Here is a 17,544-nt window from a genome sequence, read left to right as displayed (position 1 = left end):
CTCACAAACTCAATTGATTCATTCCTTCTTTCAAAGCAATCGTTTTTCCTTTCCACACCAAACTTCCCGAAATCGTTTTTGGTAGCTGAATCTCAATTTTCCAGGCTCCGTTTTCCTGCTTGTAGGTGGTCGAAATCGTTCCTTTGGGATGAGGGATGCTGCCGCCAATGTCGGTAAACTTTCCCAAATGAGGCGCTATTTTTACTTTGGAAAAACCCAGTCCATCGCTGTCGATACCCAAAATTGTGCGGTAAAATTCAATATTAGGACTTGATCCCCAGGCATGACAATCAGAGCGGGTCGTGTTCACATCCGAGGTTTCGGCCCAGGTCGTCAGGCCCATTTGGATGTTCTCCCGCCATATATCCAGCCATTTCAGGTAATCATTTCCAAGCCCGGCCCTGATAAGTGCCTGATGCAAATAGTACTTAAAATATATTGACGCCGGTGCCATTTCTTTGTTTTGAAGCAACTGCTGCGCGATTCCTTTCATCTCCTGTGCAGCAGCCACGCCCGTCAGAATAGCCAGGGCGTTGGTATGCTGTGAGTACACATCTTTCTCTTGCCGATCTGCAAATAGTTTTTTTGTTGTATCCCAATATTTACTTCTGATAGTCTTTTTTAGCTGCTCGATTGAGACCTGATAACTCGCCGCAATTCCTTCAATTCCCAAATCAGTTTCCAGTTGGGCCGCCAGCTGAAACGCCCACAAAAGTTGCAGATCAAGCATGGCGGAAGTTCCATCGGCACCCATCGGGCCAATCCCGGATTTCCAGCCTTTTGACGAATCATCTACCCAATCCGTAAAGGTCCATTGCGGGAGGTTTTTTAGCGATCCATCGGCCTGCTGGTAGGATTTAAAGTAATCCAGTATCTGCCGCGTACCGCCCACTTTTTGCTTAATGTATTGAATATCTGACCCATAGCGACTGTAATCGTAAATCATTCCGATGTACCACAGCGAAAAGGTGGGGATATACTGCGGCGTGTAGGACGGGTGCCGGCTGAACGTAACGCCTTCGGGCTGCCGTGACTGATCCATCAGGTTTAGCGCATTCTTTACCAAACGATCATCCCCGCTGTTATAGAGCGAAACCATCGCCTGAATCCTGCCGTCGCCAATGTATTGTAACTGCTCATAATAGGGGCAATCCATGTAGGTTTCGGTGGCACACAGGCGAGCTGTACGCCAGCCAATGGCAAGCATTTGGTTGATTTCTGAGTCTTTGGTTGTGGTTGAAGATTGTAACTCAAATGGGTATCCTGTAAACGTACCCGAAAGATCATGAACTACCAAAGGCTCCTCTTGGGTAACAATTTTTAGCTGTACGTAGCGATAGGTCCGGTAGGTAAGCGGCGTGAATAGTTGCCGGGTAGTTCCATCAGAAATCAGACTATCGGTACGCCCTAAAAACACTTTTCCTTGGGTTTGGTCTCTGTTGCCTTTTGCAGGATAGCCCGTATACATAGTTTCGGCATAGCTCAGGCTAATCGACGCATTTTTGCCGTTGCTAAATTCTATCTGCGGGTAAGCGTTTGTTAAATAGGTTTGATCCAAAATAATCGTTGCCGCTGTGTTGGCCGGAACTGACCAATCCTTTTTTTGCAACGGAAATTCAGCCGGAATTCTAACACCTTCATTTGAGAACACCACGGCGCGCAGCCGCTCCGGTTTCATTTCCATAGGCGGAATAATTGAAGGCACAAGCATCCACCCGCTCATCGTACCGTAGGGCCCGAGTTGGTTTTTGGGCGTTCCGGCAAAAATCGCTTTCGCTTTTTGCCAGTTTGAGTCATTGAACGATTCGCTTTGCCAGTTTTTTAATGCGTTGGCCATTGTCCGAATTTCCCCGGGACCCGATACGTAGTACGCTTTTACCTGAAATGGCAAAGGCGCAAAACTTCGGTCCTGTTCACAAAGCCAGGTCGTGTTGGTATTCAGGATTGACTCTACCGACGTTGCTCCCTGCAAAATAAAGCCCGTTCGGTAGCTAATTTGGGCTTCGGGTTTAAAATTGCCTTCGTTCCATACCTGCGCGGCAATGATATTTTTTCCCGCTTTCAGATACGGAGAAATATCCACGGTTTCGTAGTTCCAGTGACTCAAATCGCCTCGGGCCGGACCCAGCGACACGAATTTTTCATTCACATACAACTTGTAGCGATTATCCGCTGAAACATGAATCACAAATTTTGTGGGCTTGGTAGGAAGATCTACCGATTTTCTAAAAACATATACCCCATACCCATCGGTTGTAGCCGTCGGAACGGTGATCCAAAGAGCCTGCCAGCTGTTGTTAAGCACATCCGGTTCGACTGTTTGGGCACGTGCTGTTCCAGAAATGAGAGCCAGAATTAACAGGAAAAGTGTATATATTCGATTCATAATGAATGGATTATCAGATTTTAGTTTAGGTAATTCCTTGCTACGATCATTTTCTGTTTCAGCTTTTTACTTTGAAAAAAGGAATCGTTGTAAACAATTTGCCTGGAAAAATTTAAAAAGGTACATTCACTAAATTTCTAATCCGTTGAAGACTGCCGGGTAACTTTTTATTGATGGTTTATAGCCTGAAAAGCAGCGACTGACTATCATTAACTATAAAAGAATAGAACATGGAAAAACTAGCAAACATACACCCTGGTGAAATTTTACATGAAGAATTTTTGCGTCCTTTTGGGATTACGGCTTACAGACTATCAAAAGATACCGATATACCGCAGACGCGGATTTCTCAATCAAAGGCAAAAGAAGAATTACGGCTGATACTGCCCTCAAACTAGCTGCTTATTTTGGAAAGACGCCAAAATTCTGACTTGGCTTACAGGATGATTTTGATATTGAGGAAGAGGGAGAATATATAAGCGAGCTTTTGATCAAAATAAGAAATAATGCACCTCAGCTTGCCGGTTAACAGATAATGTGCTAAAAAATCAATCATTAAAAAATCCCCAAATCTTAGTGTTTCAGAAGATTTGGGGATTTTACTTTATTCTCCTTTTGGCGTCAGGATTCGTTCAATCCTCACGAGTGCATCCTGCACGTGGTAGCGCGAAAGGTCATCCTTAAAACGGTTTTGGGAAGATTTTAACTGCTGCTGCAACTGGACCAACTCGGCCCGCACAATCGAACGGATATCCGACTGACTCACCGAAACGGGCGTGCCGTTGCGGCTGACCGTTGGTTTTTCGTTTAGCAAATACTGCATGCGGTCAAGATAAGCTTTTTGCAGATTTCGACGGTAAATATCAATGGAAGTTTCTTTGTAGGCTTCGTTCCAGATTCCTTTTTGCAGCTGTTCGACCATCGTCAGGGCCGTGTAAGGCACATCGTTGATTTCATTTTCCATTAACCGCGCCATCCGGTCAGGCGAAAGCAGATTGTTCAGATGTCGGGCCTGCAAACTTCGGATGCCGTCGACATAGCTGGCATGATGTACGTTGCGGGAAATTTTGGCCTGATGCAACCATTCCGGTGACGTAAACGCATGAGCCAAAAGCCAATCGACCGATGCTTTCTGCTGATTGGCAGTCACCGCCTCATACTTATAACCGGGCTGATTGGGACGCAGGCGATTTTCGTACACACCACCCACGTTCGTGACCACATGCCCGATGTACCGGCTCCATACGCCCATCAACTCGTCGTTGAGCTCTTCGAGATCATCGTAATCGTTAGTTTGGGCGGCGGTCCAGTCATAAAGATTTTTCGCCACAACTTTCAAATTATTAAGTCCGTAGGTGCTGGCTTTTACCACGTCATCTCCTACGCCTTCGGTCTGACTGCTCGGGTCAAAACCTCCGCTTCCGCTTCCAAACTGATAGATAGGATCGCCGCTTTTTTCATTGATCCAGCCAGAAAGAGTCGGTTGTTCCGCCTCGGCACTTTTGGCATCGGGCAAATACCGATAGCCCCAGTTGATAGCATAGTGGTCGTAGGGTCCCAATTGGCGCACGAAGCGTATGCCGGGGTCGCCGGGTTGCGCCACATAGTTATAGCGGGCGTAGTCCATAATGGTAGCCGCAATGCCGTACTTCTGCGTAAAAGGCCCAGACCGCAGCGAGTCGGTGGGGTATGCGGCACTGGCCTTCATGTTATGGGGCAGGCCCAGGGCGTGTCCAACTTCGTGGGTAATCACCTCTTTCATCATCTCTCCCAGCTCTTCCATCGGCGTATCGAGCGTACGAGCTCCCGGATTGGCCGCTCCGGTTTCGAGCAGGTAGCGATTGCGGTACGAGCGCAGGTGGTTGTGGTACCAAATGATGTCACTTTCAATAATTTCTCCTGAACGCGGATCCGATACACTGGGGCCCACCGCATTGCGCGTGGTACTGGCTACGTAGCGAATGACCGAATACCGTACGTCTTCGGGACTGAAATCGGGGTCTTCTTCGGGCGTTGGGGGATATTTGGCAAGAATAGCATTTTTAAAACCGGCTGTTTCAAAAGCTTCCTGCCACTGTTCCACTCCCGCTTTGATGTATGGTCTCAATTTTTCAGGAGTAGCCGGATCGAGGTAATACACAATCGGCTTGATGGGTTCTACGAGCTCGCCGCGCTTATAAGCGGCAATATCCTTAGGGACAAGTTGCCAGCGACGGATGTAGGTTTTTTCATCGGCCTTCAAAGCCTCCGAGCCGTAGTCGAGCTGTCGGATTGTGAAGTAGCCGACCCGGTAGTCGTTGATGCGCGGCTGCATAGGTACTTTGGGTAACAGCACCATCGACTGATTCATCAGGATACTTAGCGTTCCAGTGGCTGAATTGGTAGGCGGCTCAGCAGCGTCATAGGTAAAATCCTGCTTTACTTCCAGGTTCAGCGGAAAGCTCTTGACGCTGTAAATAAAACTGCGTGTATCATCTAACCGACTCACCTTGTAGGTTTTGCGCATGTCAGCATCCAGTCCGCTGAATGCTTTTACGTCGCTGCTCAAAAACCTGGTTACGTCAATAACGTAGCCTGCCGAGTCAGGTGCAAGCGCTGCAATATCAAACGCATACAGCGTTGGCTGATAGTTGTTGGCCTTCACCGACAAATAAATAGGCAGAGAATCAGCCGCTACTGAGCCGTACGATTTGGATTTTAGCAGAATTTTCTCGCCCCATTTCTGCCATTCCACCATTTGTTCATTCACCGAAGAACCTGCATTTACGTAACCGCCGCCAAGCCCGGAAGGCAGGCTGGCAAACCGGCTGATCCACAAGAAATCACGGCCCAGCAATGAGTCAGGAATCTGATAATAGTACTTTTCTCCGACGCGGTGTATGGTAAATACTCCCTCATCCGTAACGGCGTCTTTGCCGATAACATCCTTAAACTTTTTGATTCCTCCTTTCGCCGCAGGCTTTATTTCCTCTGTTTTGGCCGTTGGTGCGGCAGCTTGTGGTGGAGTTTTGGCGACATTACAGGCAACCAATGCCATTCCCAACAGACAGAGACATCCTATGGACTGGTAAAATTTTAACATTGTTTTTTTGTATTTATTGATGAAAAAAAGGAGCAGTAGGTACTGCTCCTTAAATATACAGGTAATTTGAAATACGAAAGACTAATTAACTATTTGTAACCTGTTATTAATTGTTAATTTTTATAAATTTACACAATCACTACTCATTCACTCGTCCCACAGCCCGGCGATTAGCTCCTGTTTTCTGGGTCAGATCGTCCCCCAAATCTTCCCGGGCTTCATCGGCAATTTTGGTCAGGGCAGCCACTACTTCCGGAAATTCCTTTTCAACATTGTAGCGCTCGCCGGGGTCGCGCCGCAGGTCGTAGAGCCCGCCTTGGTGGTTGAAGTTCTCGTTAGCTTTGCCAGGCATACCTCCTTTCCCCGGTAAAAATCCTTCATTGGTACGGCCCGGATGCGCAAAAACGAGCTTCCAGTTGTCATGCCGGACGGCTTGCAGCGAATTCTTTCGGTAGTAATACAGAAACGTCTGCCGGGGCTGCGCGTCAAGTTTACCTTTCAAATTAGCCAACAAACTCACCCCATCAATTTTTTTGACGGGCAATGTCGCACCCGTTGCCTCGGCAATGGTGGGCAGTATATCCATGCCCGCCACCATCGAATTACATACCGCGCCTGCCGGAATCACCCCCGGCCATTCCATCAGGCACGGCACCCGGTGGCCGCCTTCAAAGGTGGTTCCTTTGCCTTCCCGAAACCCTCCGGCGCTTCCGGCATGATCCCCGTAGGTGAGCCACGGGCCGTTGTCGGAGGTCACAATCAGCAGCGTATTTTTGTCTAAGCCCTGCTCGCGAAGGGTTTTTCTGATCTCGCCAATGCTCCAGTCAAGCTCCATGAGTACGTCTCCGTATAAACCCTGTTTGGATTTACCTTTAAATTTATCTGACACAAACAGCGGTACGTGCGGCATAGGATGCGCCAAATAGGCAAAAAACGGCTTGCGCTTATTGTCCTTTATAAACTGAATCGTCCGCTCAGTAAACCAGGTCGTAAATTGCCGCTGATCAGGATTGGTACCCACGACCTTGTCCTGTTCAATGAGCGGCAGGGGCGGGTAATAGTTTTTGTTGACCGGGTGATTGGGCCACATGTCATTGGAATAGGGAATGCCAAAAAATAGATCAAATCCATGATTGACGGGTAAAAATTCTTTCTGAAATCCCAGGTGCCACTTGCCAAAAGCCGCCGTGGCGTATCCTTTGGTTTTCAGCAGCTCGGCAATTGTTTCTTCGTCGGCATTGATTCCCGTTTTGGCCGTGTGGTCGGTGGCTCCACTAAACCCGACACGATTGGGGTAGCAACCCGTCAGAAGTCCGGCACGCGAGGCCGAACAAACCGCCTGTGGGGTGTAATAGTTGGAGAAGAACAGCCCTTTGGCCGCCATGTCGTCAAAATTTGGCGTTTGGTAGTCAATAGCGCCCGTGCGGCCCAAATCGCCAAAACCCATATCGTCAATGTAGATCAGCACGACATTGGGAGGGCGCTCTTTGGTAGAAAACTGAAAGGCAATTAAACCAAATATTCCGGTTAAAAGTGTTAAAAGTATGGCTGCTTTTTTCTTCATTTTCAAGTAGCGAATAGTTTATTTGCAATAATTTAAAAGGCTAGATTATAAGCATTTGTGTAAAGTCATTACCTCTGTTAGGAGTGGATAATTTACATTACCAACGGGTCGCTCCTAACGGAGCTGATGGGCTTTTGAACACAGAATGATACTACAAACAGGATGCCTCGCTGAGGCTGATTTTGTGTAATTCAGGCAAGAGTTTAATTCCATGATCTGATTTAAATCTTCAATATCAAGGTAAATAGTTGACATAAAATATCTTTTTTTACTTCCGATCCATCACGCAGCGAAAGCCCAGATTATCGCTACCACTTGTAACCTCACCTTTACCCCTACTCCCGGCTTTGTAACGCACGCAGTAGCTATCGCTGCACAGGAATGAACCCCCGCGCTGTACCCGTTTCACGACCCCCGGTTCGTCGGGATCGTAACTATCGGTGGGGCCCGTCGGGTTTTTGGCCGCGCTGTTCATATACGTATCCGGCCGGTACAAATCAAAGCACCATTCCCAGACGTTACCGTCCATATCATAGAGTCCGTACGGATTTGCAGGAAACGACTTAATCGGTGCCGCTTTGGCAAAGCCGTCTTCTGTGGTGTTTTTATCCGGGAAACTTCCCTGATAAATATTTGCAACCCATTGATTACCAGGCTTCAATTCTTCTCCCCAGTAGTATGTACGGTTTCCCTTTCCTCCCTGTGCGGCAAACTCCCACTCGGCTTCGGTCGGCAGGCGCTTGCCCGCCCATTTGGCGTAAGCAGCCGCATCTTCGTAGGAAACATGCACCACCGGATATTTTTCGCGACCTTTCCAGCTACTGCCTTTGCCTTCGGGCATCGCCCAATTGGCCCCCGCCACGTATTCCCACCACTGCAACGGATTATCCAGCGAAACGGGCTGTGAAGTAGAGGTAAATACGGCTGAGCCCGGCACGAGTTTCTCGACCGGAACGCCCGGATAATCAGCAGGGTTTAACGGCCGTTCGGCCACAGTTTTATAACCCGTAGCCTGCACAAATTCTGCAAACTGCTCGTTGGTGACTTCGTGGGCATCCATATAAAATCCATCGACGGTCACTTTATGCAGTGGCCGGGAATCGGGAAATTCGTCGGCACCCATCAGAAATGTCCCGCCCGAAATCCAGACCATGCCCGTTGTGTCGCCACCCTGAACCCGACTAAATCCTGTGTTATCTTCCGCCTGCGTAGATTCTGAGCTTGCGGTTGTATCCTTGTTTTTATCTTCACCCGACTGACAACCTAGCTGTAAAACAGCCAACATTGCCAGCACACAAACCACTTTTCCTCCTGGTTTTTTATACATTTTAATCGATTTCATTTTTATCATAAATTATTGTTTTGCCGATGCAAGTACGTCCATTGCTTCTTTATCTTCATAGGTTTGCATGAGCATTTTGAGGCTATCTTTTAGCTGTTTAGTGATTTTTTCCGTTCCTTTTTTACCGTACAGATTGGTCATTTCGGAAGGATCTTTTTGCAAATCAAAAAGCTCCCACGAATCGGCACCTCCATAGAAATAGGCCAATTTATAGCGGGTAGTGCGGATGCCAAAATGTGGATATACGTGGTGCGGCTGCGGAAATTCGTAGTAGTGGTAATACACATTTTTTCGCCAGGGAGTTTTGGCGGTTTGTCTGGAATTTAGTAGCGGGAAAATCGATTTCCCCTGCATATCGGCGGGGGCTTTCACCTGGGCAATATCCAGCACGGTGGGGGCCCAGTCAATGTTCAGGATCATTTCCTGCGGCCTCGAACCCGGTTTGATCACTCCCGGATATCGAATCAGAAAGGGCGTTTTCATGGATTCCTCGTAGATAAACCGTTTGTCGAACCAGCCGTGTTCGCCCAGATAAAATCCCTGATCCGAGGCATAAATCACCACGGTGTTTTTGGCTAATCCCTTCTTATCCAGGTAGTCCAGCAGCTTCCCAATGTTGCGATCCAGTCCGTTGGCGGTGGCGTAGTAGTCTTTGAGGTAACGTTGATACTTCCATTCTACGAGCGCTTTTCCACTCAGGTTTTTTTGGTTAAAATCTTCCTGAATTTTATCATAGTATCCTTTAAACACTTTTTTCTGTTCGGGTGTAAACCGGCTATAAATCCATCCTTTATCGTAGTCCGGCCCAACCTTCAAATCTTCTTTCAGGCGCATGGTTTTGTCAATCGTCATGTCCTGCTGTCGGGCCGACTCGCGCCCGGCGTACTCGTCGTAAAAATTGGCCGGAATTGGAAAATCAACGTCATCATACGCGCCCAAATCTTCCAACGCCGGTGACCATTCGCGGTGTACGGCCTTATGGCCTACAATCAAAAAGAACGGTTTGCTGGTGTCGCGTTTGTCGAGCCATTCGGTTGAAAACTGCGTAATCAGGTCGGACACATAGCCCGTGTAGCGGGTGGTGTCCTGCGGTTGACTGATAAAGTCAGGGTTGTAGTAGTGGCCCTGTCCAGGCAGAATATTCCAGTAATCAAAGCCTTTGGGCAGGCTGTTGAGGTGCATTTTGCCGACCCAGGCAGTTTGGTAGCCGTTCTTTTGCAACTCCACCGGAAACAGCGTTTGACCGGTATCAAAGAGCGTGCGGTCGTTTCGTTTGTAGCCGTTTTTGTGACTGTATTTTCCCGTCAGCAGCGTTGCACGACTCGGTCCGCAGATTGAATTTGTGACAAAACTATTGGTAAAAAGTGCTCCTTCCTGGGCCAAACGATCAATGTTCGGAGTTTTGACGATGCGGTTGCCGTAGGCACCAATGGCTTGATAGGCATGATCGTCCGAAAAAATAAATACGATATTTGGCCGTTCCGTTGTTTGCGAAAAACCCAGCAGCGGGGCCAGAAAAAATAGAATCAGGTACTTCATGCAGATGGCTGATAAAAGGATGGTGGCGGCACGTATCGTGCTCTAATTTTTTTGGTAGATTTCCTAAAAAAAGCAAGTTTCATTCAGAATTACTTTTCCGGAAGGTAAAAGCTTTTTACTTGCGGTTGTCTAGAAAGTGAAATCCGTATCTTGCAAAGATTCTGATTTGGGCTATTTTCGTCTTTCTGTTTTTTATATATGATCAACTTATTTTATAGATCTACCTTTCATGAACTATCTATTTTTGTTTTGTATAGCGCTCACGAGCGTATGTGCCCAAACCTATCACGACTATCAAATTTCTTTTCCGCAGGCAGTTCACCACGAGGCGCAGATTGCGGCTACCTTCACGGGCCTGGAAGACAAAACGCTGGAACTGCGCATGAGCCGCACCTCACCGGGGCGCTATGCCATTCATGAATTTGCCAAAAATGTCTACAATCTTAAAGCTACCGACGAAAACGGTAAATCTCTGACTGTGACGCGCCCCAACCCCTACCAATGGGACATCAGCGGGCACCACGGCACGGTGCGGGTGAGTTATACGCTTTTTGCCAACCGCGGCGACGGTACCTATTCGCAGATCGACGAAACGCACGCCCACCTCAACATTCCGGCCACGTTTTTGTACGCGCCGAAGTATCCGCAGCGGCCCGTTCGGGTAAAATTTGACGTTCGTCAGGACTTGAAATGGAAAGTGGCTACGCAGCTTAAAGACTTGGGCAACAATGTCTTTATGGCGCCGGATCTGGACTATTTTATGGATAGCCCCACGGAAATAAGTAATTTTTCGCTCCGGGAATTTACCGAAACTTCCAACGGAAAATCCTATTCCATTCGCTTTGCGCTGCACCACGGGGGCACGGAGGCCGAGCTGGATACCTACATAGCTCAGGTGCGCCGGATTGTGCAGCAGGAAAAATCGGTCTATGGCGAACTGCCCGATTTTGATTTTGGTCAATACACCTTTCTGGCCTGTTACCTCGGACATGTGTCGGGCGACGGCATGGAGCACCGCAACTCTACCGTACTAACCAGCACGAGAAGCCTTAAAGACGGTGGTATGAAAGGAAATGCCAGCACGGTTTCGCATGAGTTTTTTCACTGCTGGAACGTTGAGCGCATCCGGCCCAAATCGCTGCAACCCTTTGATTATACCGAAGCCAACATGTCGGGTGAACTGTGGTTTGCCGAAGGTTTTACGCAGTACTACACGAGCCTGATCCTGCGCCGGGCGGGGATTATTACTTCGCAGGAATACGTAGAAGGGCTATCAGGAAGCCTGAATTATGTCTGGAATTCGCCCGCACGAGCTTTTTTTACGCCCATCGAAATGAGTTATCAGGCACCGTTTGTTGACGCCGCTACGTCGCTCGATCCGGTCAACCGCGAAAATACCTTTATTTCTTACTACACCTACGGCAGTGTGCTCGGTCTGGCGCTAGACTTGTCGCTGCGAAACCTGGACAACGGACTTTCGCTTGATGGATTCATGCAGGCTGTTTGGCAAACCTACGGCAAACACGAGCAGCCCTATACTGTCCGCGACCTGCAACTGGCGCTGGAAACATATGCAGGAAAAGAGTTTGGTCAGTCGTTTTTTAGCACCTACATTTTTGCCTCCAATATGCCCGATTATAAGCGTCTGTTGGCTGGCGTGGGCGTTGATTTTGCGCAAAAAGATGCCTCACGCGCCGCTTTGGGCGTTTCGCTGCAAGTACAGAATGAGGCAGCTACGCTGGTCTCACATCCTACGCAGGGCAGTGCGGCCTACGCAGCGGGTCTGACCAAAGGCGACCGGATTGTATCGCTGGGCTATAAACCCATTGCGCCCGGTACTACCGCAGAAAAGCTCCTGGCCGAATTTAAAGTAGGCGAAACGGTTGAAGTTGGCTACGAGCGATTTGGAAAAAAGCAGACCACTAGCCTGACTTTTCAGGCAGATCCATCGTACCGTACTTCGTTGCAGGTGAGCCCGTCGGCCGCTGCTCAGAAGAAACAAAAGGAATGGCTGGAAGAAAAGTAAAAACCATTACGGAGCCGTCGGAATATCTACGTGCCGTTCCGACGACTCCGATTCGTAGTTGAGGTGGTAAGTAATGCGCACGAGGGTACCGACCGGGTCGACATCCAGAATATCAACCTGCATCTGAGAAACGTAGGTTTGATTAAACAGCACGATTCGCTGATTGATAATTTCCATGCCCAGCGATTTTTGAAATTTAAGTGAATGCTGCTTCATCTCTGCCGACTTTTTGCGGCCAATGCCATTGTCCTCAATTTCAATTAGCAGCGTGTTTTCGTTAGGTAACGTCAGACGTACGGCCAACGTTTTGTCGGGCAGCGGACTGGGCATCAGGCCGTGCCAAATGGCGTTTTCGACAAAGGGCTGCAACAAAAGCGGCGGAATAACGATCGCTTCCTGATCGATGTCGGGCGTAAGGTCAATGCTGAATCGGAAGCCGTCGCCAAATCTGTTTTTCTCAATTTCGAGATACAGTTTCAGTACGTTTAGTTCTTCCTGCAACGAAATGGTTTTAGCCCTGGAATGATTCAGAATCGTGCGCAGCAGTCTGGAAAATTTTGTTAAATAACTGGATGCCTTCGTGTTATCTTTGGTCAAAATCAGGTATTCCAGACTATTAAGACTGTTGAATAAAAAGTGTGGATTCAGCTGACTGCGCAGCGCTTTCATTTCGGTTTCGGCCAATTGCCGCTCGTAGCTGTTCTTTTTTTCAATCATTTGCAGATGCTCCTGCTGACTTACCTGCCGCTCATCGTTGAGCAGCTTGATGCGATGCGCCAGCGCCAGGGCAAACACCAGAATTTCTAGCAAAACCCCGAACGTAATCGTAAATAAATCGTCGACCGAGCCGGGCAATTTGACGCCCTTCAGCAGGATTTCGCTGCTGCGAAGCCAGGCCAGAATCCCCACCACGGCCAGCACGCTATATCCCCAAACGACATAACGCGTCAGCGGCGACTGCACCCGCAGGGCGATCCAGCCAATGGTGAATAGATGCACTACCAATCCAACAAAGCGAATAGCCCGGTAAGCAATCAGGTGAAACCCGCCGTCGTTGGTCATGCTCATCACTACACCATACAAAACCGCATAACCCATAAAAACCCAGGCCACTCGCCGCAGCCACTGATTAATCCGGGGATGGTTTTGGGGAAGTTCGAGCAGTTCGCTGATGAAGTAAAAATAGGCCGCAGTAGCCGCCCAAAGTACAACTTCCGGCAGGTGAGTGCGCAACATGGGTGCATAGCTAAGCCATTGGCCCAAAGGCGTGTACGTCCGGCTTTTGAGAATCGCATACAGAAACGCGCCGAGCACATATAAAGAGTAGTACTGATAGAGCCTGTGACGATGACGCAGAAAAATTAACCCTATAAAAACCAGCCAAAAGGCCAGCGCCCCCTGCACCCAGGTGCGGTACGAAAACTCAGGAAGATTTCCCCGTACGTCCGAAAAGTGGCGGCGGTAGTGGTACAGCTCACTTTCCATCAACAGGCTCAGCGCTGGTCGAGGCGAGTTCAGGCCCGTCCAGAAGGGCAGCCAGCTCTGTGCGTTGGCTACCCGGATCGTGAGCGGTAGGCTTCCTTTGGCCGGAATTACCAACGGAATGTACATGTCTGACTCCGCCGACGCCCACTGGGGAGTCGGGATCATCGAACCAGCCTGTACTGATTCAGCGCTTTCTCTGCTCGAAAAATAAACCGTAACTGTTTGATTTACTGTGGTATAAATGAAAAACTTCTTCTCTTGATCAGCGCTATTTTTCAGTACAACCCGCAGCCAGTACGCCCGGTCACTTCGGGTGGGGCTGTCAGGCTGAAGAGGTGCCCAGCCCGGGCGCGACAGCGCATCTGACAGGGAGGTTTCGAGGGAGGTTTCAAGTACCTGCGTACGCTCATATAAATAAAAGCGGTCGGGCAAAGTTTGCGTATCAAGCGTATCGAGAGGCCAGGCCGACAAGCTGCCGCTCAGTACAAACAAAATCCCCAGCCACAGGGCCCGAACCAACGTTTGAGTCATATAGGTAAACAAAAAGTGCGTACAATCATTGGCTCGATTGGGTTCATTTTTTTTCTTCCAGCCAAATACCACCGAAAGGTTATAGATTTTTTTAAAAATTACAATCAGCCATCGATCTACCGGTCATTTCAGGCAAAATTTCTGCCTGTATAGGCTTCGACAAATAGTGTCTTTTGGGTACAAAAAAAACTATTTAAATGAGCTTTTTACTACTGAAAATATAGTTGACAGGACTGCATTTCGTGCCATAAATTTTATCTAAGTTTGTCCTCATTTTTCACAATTTAATCCAAACTAACTCGTATGAAAAACCCCTTCACTATCCTTTCCCGCCTGCTTTGTTTGCTCATACTTACGGGTACACTCTCCCCGGCAGCTCAGGCACAAAGCACCTTTCAATGGGAAGATTACCGCCTGGAAATCACGGTCCCTGATGATTTTAAGGTAAATAAGAACACAAGCGAAACCTTCGAAATGAGCGGCGAAGGCATGGAACTGATCATGGAAATTGTAGAAGAAGACATTACGCTCGAAGACCTTGAAGAGGCCACCGTAGCCGGTGCCGAAGAAATGGAGCTCGACGAAATCGATGAAGCCACGGCAGTTTCTTCCAACGGGCTGAAAGGCTTTTATGTAGAAGGTGTCAAAGATGGCTCGCGGATTATGTTTGCAGGCATGCTTGACCCCCGCACCCAAACCAATTTTTTCATCGCCATCGTATTTGACGACGAAGACAAGCAGGCTGAAAAAGACGCCATCAAAATCCTCAACAGCATCAAGCGGATGCGTTGATTGTTTGGTTTTAACCGCTATTTTTGCCATAAAAGCCAAAATAGCGGTTATAGCTTACATAGGGCAGAAATGAAGTACGCTAAGACTTTTGTATTGTTTCTTATATTTATTGGATGCTCAAAAGAGTATGAATGTGGAGAAACAGAACCGTTCTCTCCACTGTCTTCCACATATATTGTGCTTCAAAGTATAGAAGGAAAAGAATATTGCATTTCATATTCAGAATTAACCAAAGTAACTACGTTTGATTATCTAAAATTAATGGTAGGAAAAGAAGAAAGAGTCAAAATATTTTGTGGAAGTATAAAACTCGATATAAATGATTTTAATAAAATGATGAAAGATCCTCATTCTCCGTTTATGAGGTTTTTCATTCACTTAGCAAGGAAAATTCAGATAGCCTCGCTAATTTAGCATTCGAACATAGCGGTGTAGTGCAATTAAGTAAGATTCCATATAACCAAAGGGGACATATTATAGCATTAGGCATTAGTAAAGGGTATATGACGCATTATGATGATTATAGGGGCGAGTATTATTGGACAAAAAAGACGTTAACTGAGTAACCAAACATTCCACGATCTATGAGTATTTTAAAAAAATCTCCTCTACATCATTAATGTTAATCTAAATAACTTCTGCCTTGGTAAAAAACCTTTTAAGATAACTAATAGTTAATTTTATAAAAGAAAATTTAGCTTTCAAATCAGCTCATTTTTAAATTGAAGTAAATGTTTTCAATTTAAAACAGCTAGCTATACCAAGATATTCATGTGCCGAAAATTTTTAAAAAAAGAAAAATAATTAAACTTTTAAACCACATCACCATATCAGAAATGAGCAAAATAAAGATAAAAAATTTCGGACCAATCAAAGACGGTTATCAGGATAATGATGGGTGGATTGAAATTAAAAAAGTGACGGTCTTTATTGGAAATCAAGGTTCGGGTAAAAGCACGGTTGCTAAGCTTATTTCTACTTTCAGTTGGATAGAAAAAGCCTTAGTGAGAGGCGATTATAACAAAAAATGGTTTGAAAGAAAAAATAAACTCAAAAACCAGTATTTAAATTACCATCGGCTGGAAAACTATTTCAAAGTTAACGGTATTGATCATTCTGTTATTGAATACAAAGGCGAGGCATTCAATATAAACTATGAAAATGGTTCTCTTTACATTGAAGAAGTAAATGATACCTCCTATCAACTTCCTCAAATAATGTATGTTCCTGCGGAGAGAAATTTCATTACTTATGTCAAAACACCAAAAGAATTAAAACTTTCTTCCGATTCGTTAAAAGAGTTTTTAACTGAGTTTGATAACGCAAAGAATGATTTAAAAGGATTGCTCCGATTGCCAATTAATAATACAGAAGTTGAGTATGATAAACTGAATGACACACTAAATCTCAAAGGAGAAGGGTTCAAAGTCAAATTGACCGAAGCATCAAGTGGATTCCAATCACTTGTTCCTCTGTACTTAGTTTCTCACCACCTGGCCCATTCCGTTAAGAAACAAAGTGACTCTGATAAAGAGCCCATGAGCAGTGAAGAAATGCAACGTTTTAAAAAAGGAGTTGAAGATATTTGGAGCAATGACAACTTAACTGACGAACAAAAGAGAATCGCACTTTCGGTTTTATCATCTAAATTTAATAAAACAGCTTTTATCAATATTGTTGAAGAACCAGAACAAAATCTTTTTCCTTCTTCTCAACAAAAAATGCTTTTTAGTCTTTTAGAATTTAATAATATCAATAAAGGAAATAAATTGATAATTACGACTCATAGTCCGTACCTAATTAATTGCTTATCGCTATCGGTAAAGGCCAATTTTATTAAAAACAGAATAATAAACGATACGGATCTGGAAAAACTCAATGATATAGTCCCAGGCAAATCGACTTTAAATGGAGATGAACTTGCTATTTATGAGCTACATGAGAAAGATGGCTCTATAACAAAACTTGAAACTCAAAATGGGCTTCCGTCAGACGCTAATGAACTGAATGAACAACTCGATGAAAGCAATGAACTATTTGCTCAACTACTGGAAATTCAGCAAGGGATATGAGTATCGAGTTTGAAATAGCCAGCTGTCAGACTCAATCTGACAAAAAAATCTTTGGGCTTTGTGACAACCCGGGTCCTGCCAAAGACCCTGCTTACATTGATGAACTTGATGGCGCTAAGTGGATTGCAGTGGTTGAAAATGAAAATAGGCATCAAACTACCTTCACGGCAATTGACAACTGTATTGAAATTAAGGGAGCAGACGGAAAAATGGAAAAGCGTTGTGATGGTATGTTAACTTACAACTCTACTGTAATTTTTGTCGAACTTAAACAACGTGGTGCAAAAGGCAATTCCTGGGTTGAAGAAGCTGAGCTTCAATTAAAAAACTCAATAAAACATTTTGAAAAGACTGAATTTTCTGAAAGTTTCAATCAAAAAAAGGCTTATATATCAAACAGTGAGCATCCAAAATTTAAAATAAGCCAAATTGGACGAATGGAGAAGTTTTTCCGCGACACAGAGTACATTTTAAGAATTGAAGCACGAATTAAGTTAGTATGAGATGAAAAGAATACTAGCTCCAACCAGCAGTTTGGTTTGATGCGTGTAAGTGGATTTTAATTCAATTTCAGGCAGCGGCATTTCGAGGATTTCATAGAAGGTGGGAATTATGGAATGCCCTAATGATGCAATCGGTTGACGATAATCATTTGTATAAATTGGCCAATTTTGATAGACGTAATCTATGAATTTATATAAATTTGTAGATTATAATCTGTATTT

Annotated in this window: 10 protein-coding genes and 1 pseudogene; 5 read left to right on the top strand and 6 right to left on the bottom strand. The window is 46.0% G+C overall.

Annotated elements, in window-relative coordinates; genetic code table 11:
* Nucleotide 1: 1 nt before the first annotated feature.
* Entirely contained in the window at nt 2–2,386 is a 2,385-nt protein-coding gene (locus tag EZE20_RS05185) for an alpha-L-rhamnosidase-related protein (RefSeq protein WP_132115234.1), read from the bottom strand.
* Between the two features lie 230 nt (nt 2,387–2,616).
* Here EZE20_RS05185 and EZE20_RS05180 point away from each other — a divergent pair.
* Nucleotides 2,617–2,915: pseudogene (locus EZE20_RS05180) on the top strand (HigA family addiction module antitoxin).
* A 75-nt stretch (nt 2,916–2,990) separates the two neighbouring features.
* On the opposite strand, the gene EZE20_RS05175 reads toward EZE20_RS05180, so the two are convergent.
* From EZE20_RS05175 to EZE20_RS05160, 4 genes are all read right to left on the bottom strand, one after another.
* Entirely contained in the window at nt 2,991–5,468 is a 2,478-nt protein-coding gene (locus tag EZE20_RS05175) for a zinc-dependent metalloprotease (protein WP_228713562.1), read from the bottom strand.
* A 139-nt stretch (nt 5,469–5,607) separates the two neighbouring features.
* The gene (locus EZE20_RS05170) at nt 5,608–7,032 is read right to left on the bottom strand and encodes a sulfatase family protein (protein ID WP_132115232.1); all 1,425 of its coding nucleotides are present in this window, start codon (nt 7,030–7,032) and stop codon (nt 5,608–5,610) included.
* A 268-nt stretch (nt 7,033–7,300) separates the two neighbouring features.
* On the bottom strand, nt 7,301–8,374 hold the full coding sequence (locus EZE20_RS05165; RefSeq protein WP_228713560.1) for a formylglycine-generating enzyme family protein: 1,074 nt from the start codon (nt 8,372–8,374) through the stop codon (nt 7,301–7,303).
* Between the two features lie 12 nt (nt 8,375–8,386).
* Complete coding sequence (locus EZE20_RS05160) at nt 8,387–9,913, bottom strand: sulfatase family protein (RefSeq protein WP_132115230.1); 1,527 nt, start codon at nt 9,911–9,913, stop codon at nt 8,387–8,389.
* A gap of 229 nt (nt 9,914–10,142) precedes the next feature.
* Here EZE20_RS05160 and EZE20_RS05155 point away from each other — a divergent pair, with 229 nt between their 5' ends.
* Nucleotides 10,143–11,939 (top strand): M61 family metallopeptidase, encoded by a 1,797-nt coding sequence (locus EZE20_RS05155; protein ID WP_132115228.1) that lies wholly within the window; start codon nt 10,143–10,145, stop codon nt 11,937–11,939.
* A gap of 6 nt (nt 11,940–11,945) precedes the next feature.
* Here EZE20_RS05155 and EZE20_RS05150 read toward each other — a convergent pair whose 3' ends face one another.
* Nucleotides 11,946–13,955, bottom strand: a complete 2,010-nt coding sequence (locus EZE20_RS05150) for a histidine kinase (RefSeq protein ID WP_132115226.1) — start codon at nt 13,953–13,955, stop codon at nt 11,946–11,948.
* Between the two features lie 303 nt (nt 13,956–14,258).
* On the opposite strand from EZE20_RS05150, the gene EZE20_RS05145 reads away from it, so the two are divergent.
* The 3 genes from EZE20_RS05145 to EZE20_RS05135 all read left to right on the top strand — a co-directional run bounded on the left by EZE20_RS05145 (nt 14,259) and on the right by EZE20_RS05135 (nt 17,322).
* Nucleotides 14,259–14,747 (top strand): amidohydrolase family protein, encoded by a 489-nt coding sequence (locus EZE20_RS05145; RefSeq protein ID WP_132115224.1) that lies wholly within the window; start codon nt 14,259–14,261, stop codon nt 14,745–14,747.
* An 836-nt stretch (nt 14,748–15,583) separates the two neighbouring features.
* Complete coding sequence (locus tag EZE20_RS05140; protein WP_132115222.1) at nt 15,584–16,819, top strand: AAA family ATPase; 1,236 nt, start codon at nt 15,584–15,586, stop codon at nt 16,817–16,819.
* Nucleotides 16,816–17,322: a hypothetical protein gene (locus tag EZE20_RS05135; protein ID WP_132115220.1), complete on the top strand. Its 507-nt coding sequence runs from the start codon at nt 16,816–16,818 to the stop codon at nt 17,320–17,322. The genes EZE20_RS05140 and EZE20_RS05135 overlap by 4 nt, the downstream gene beginning before the upstream one ends.
* The last annotated feature ends 222 nt before the right edge of the window (nt 17,323–17,544 follow it).

It is taken from the genome of Arundinibacter roseus (genome assembly GCF_004348825.1).
Classification (GTDB): domain Bacteria; phylum Bacteroidota; class Bacteroidia; order Cytophagales; family Spirosomataceae; genus Arundinibacter; species Arundinibacter roseus.
Note: the sequence above shows the minus strand (reverse complement) of the source record. Positions and strands in the feature narration are given on the sequence as shown.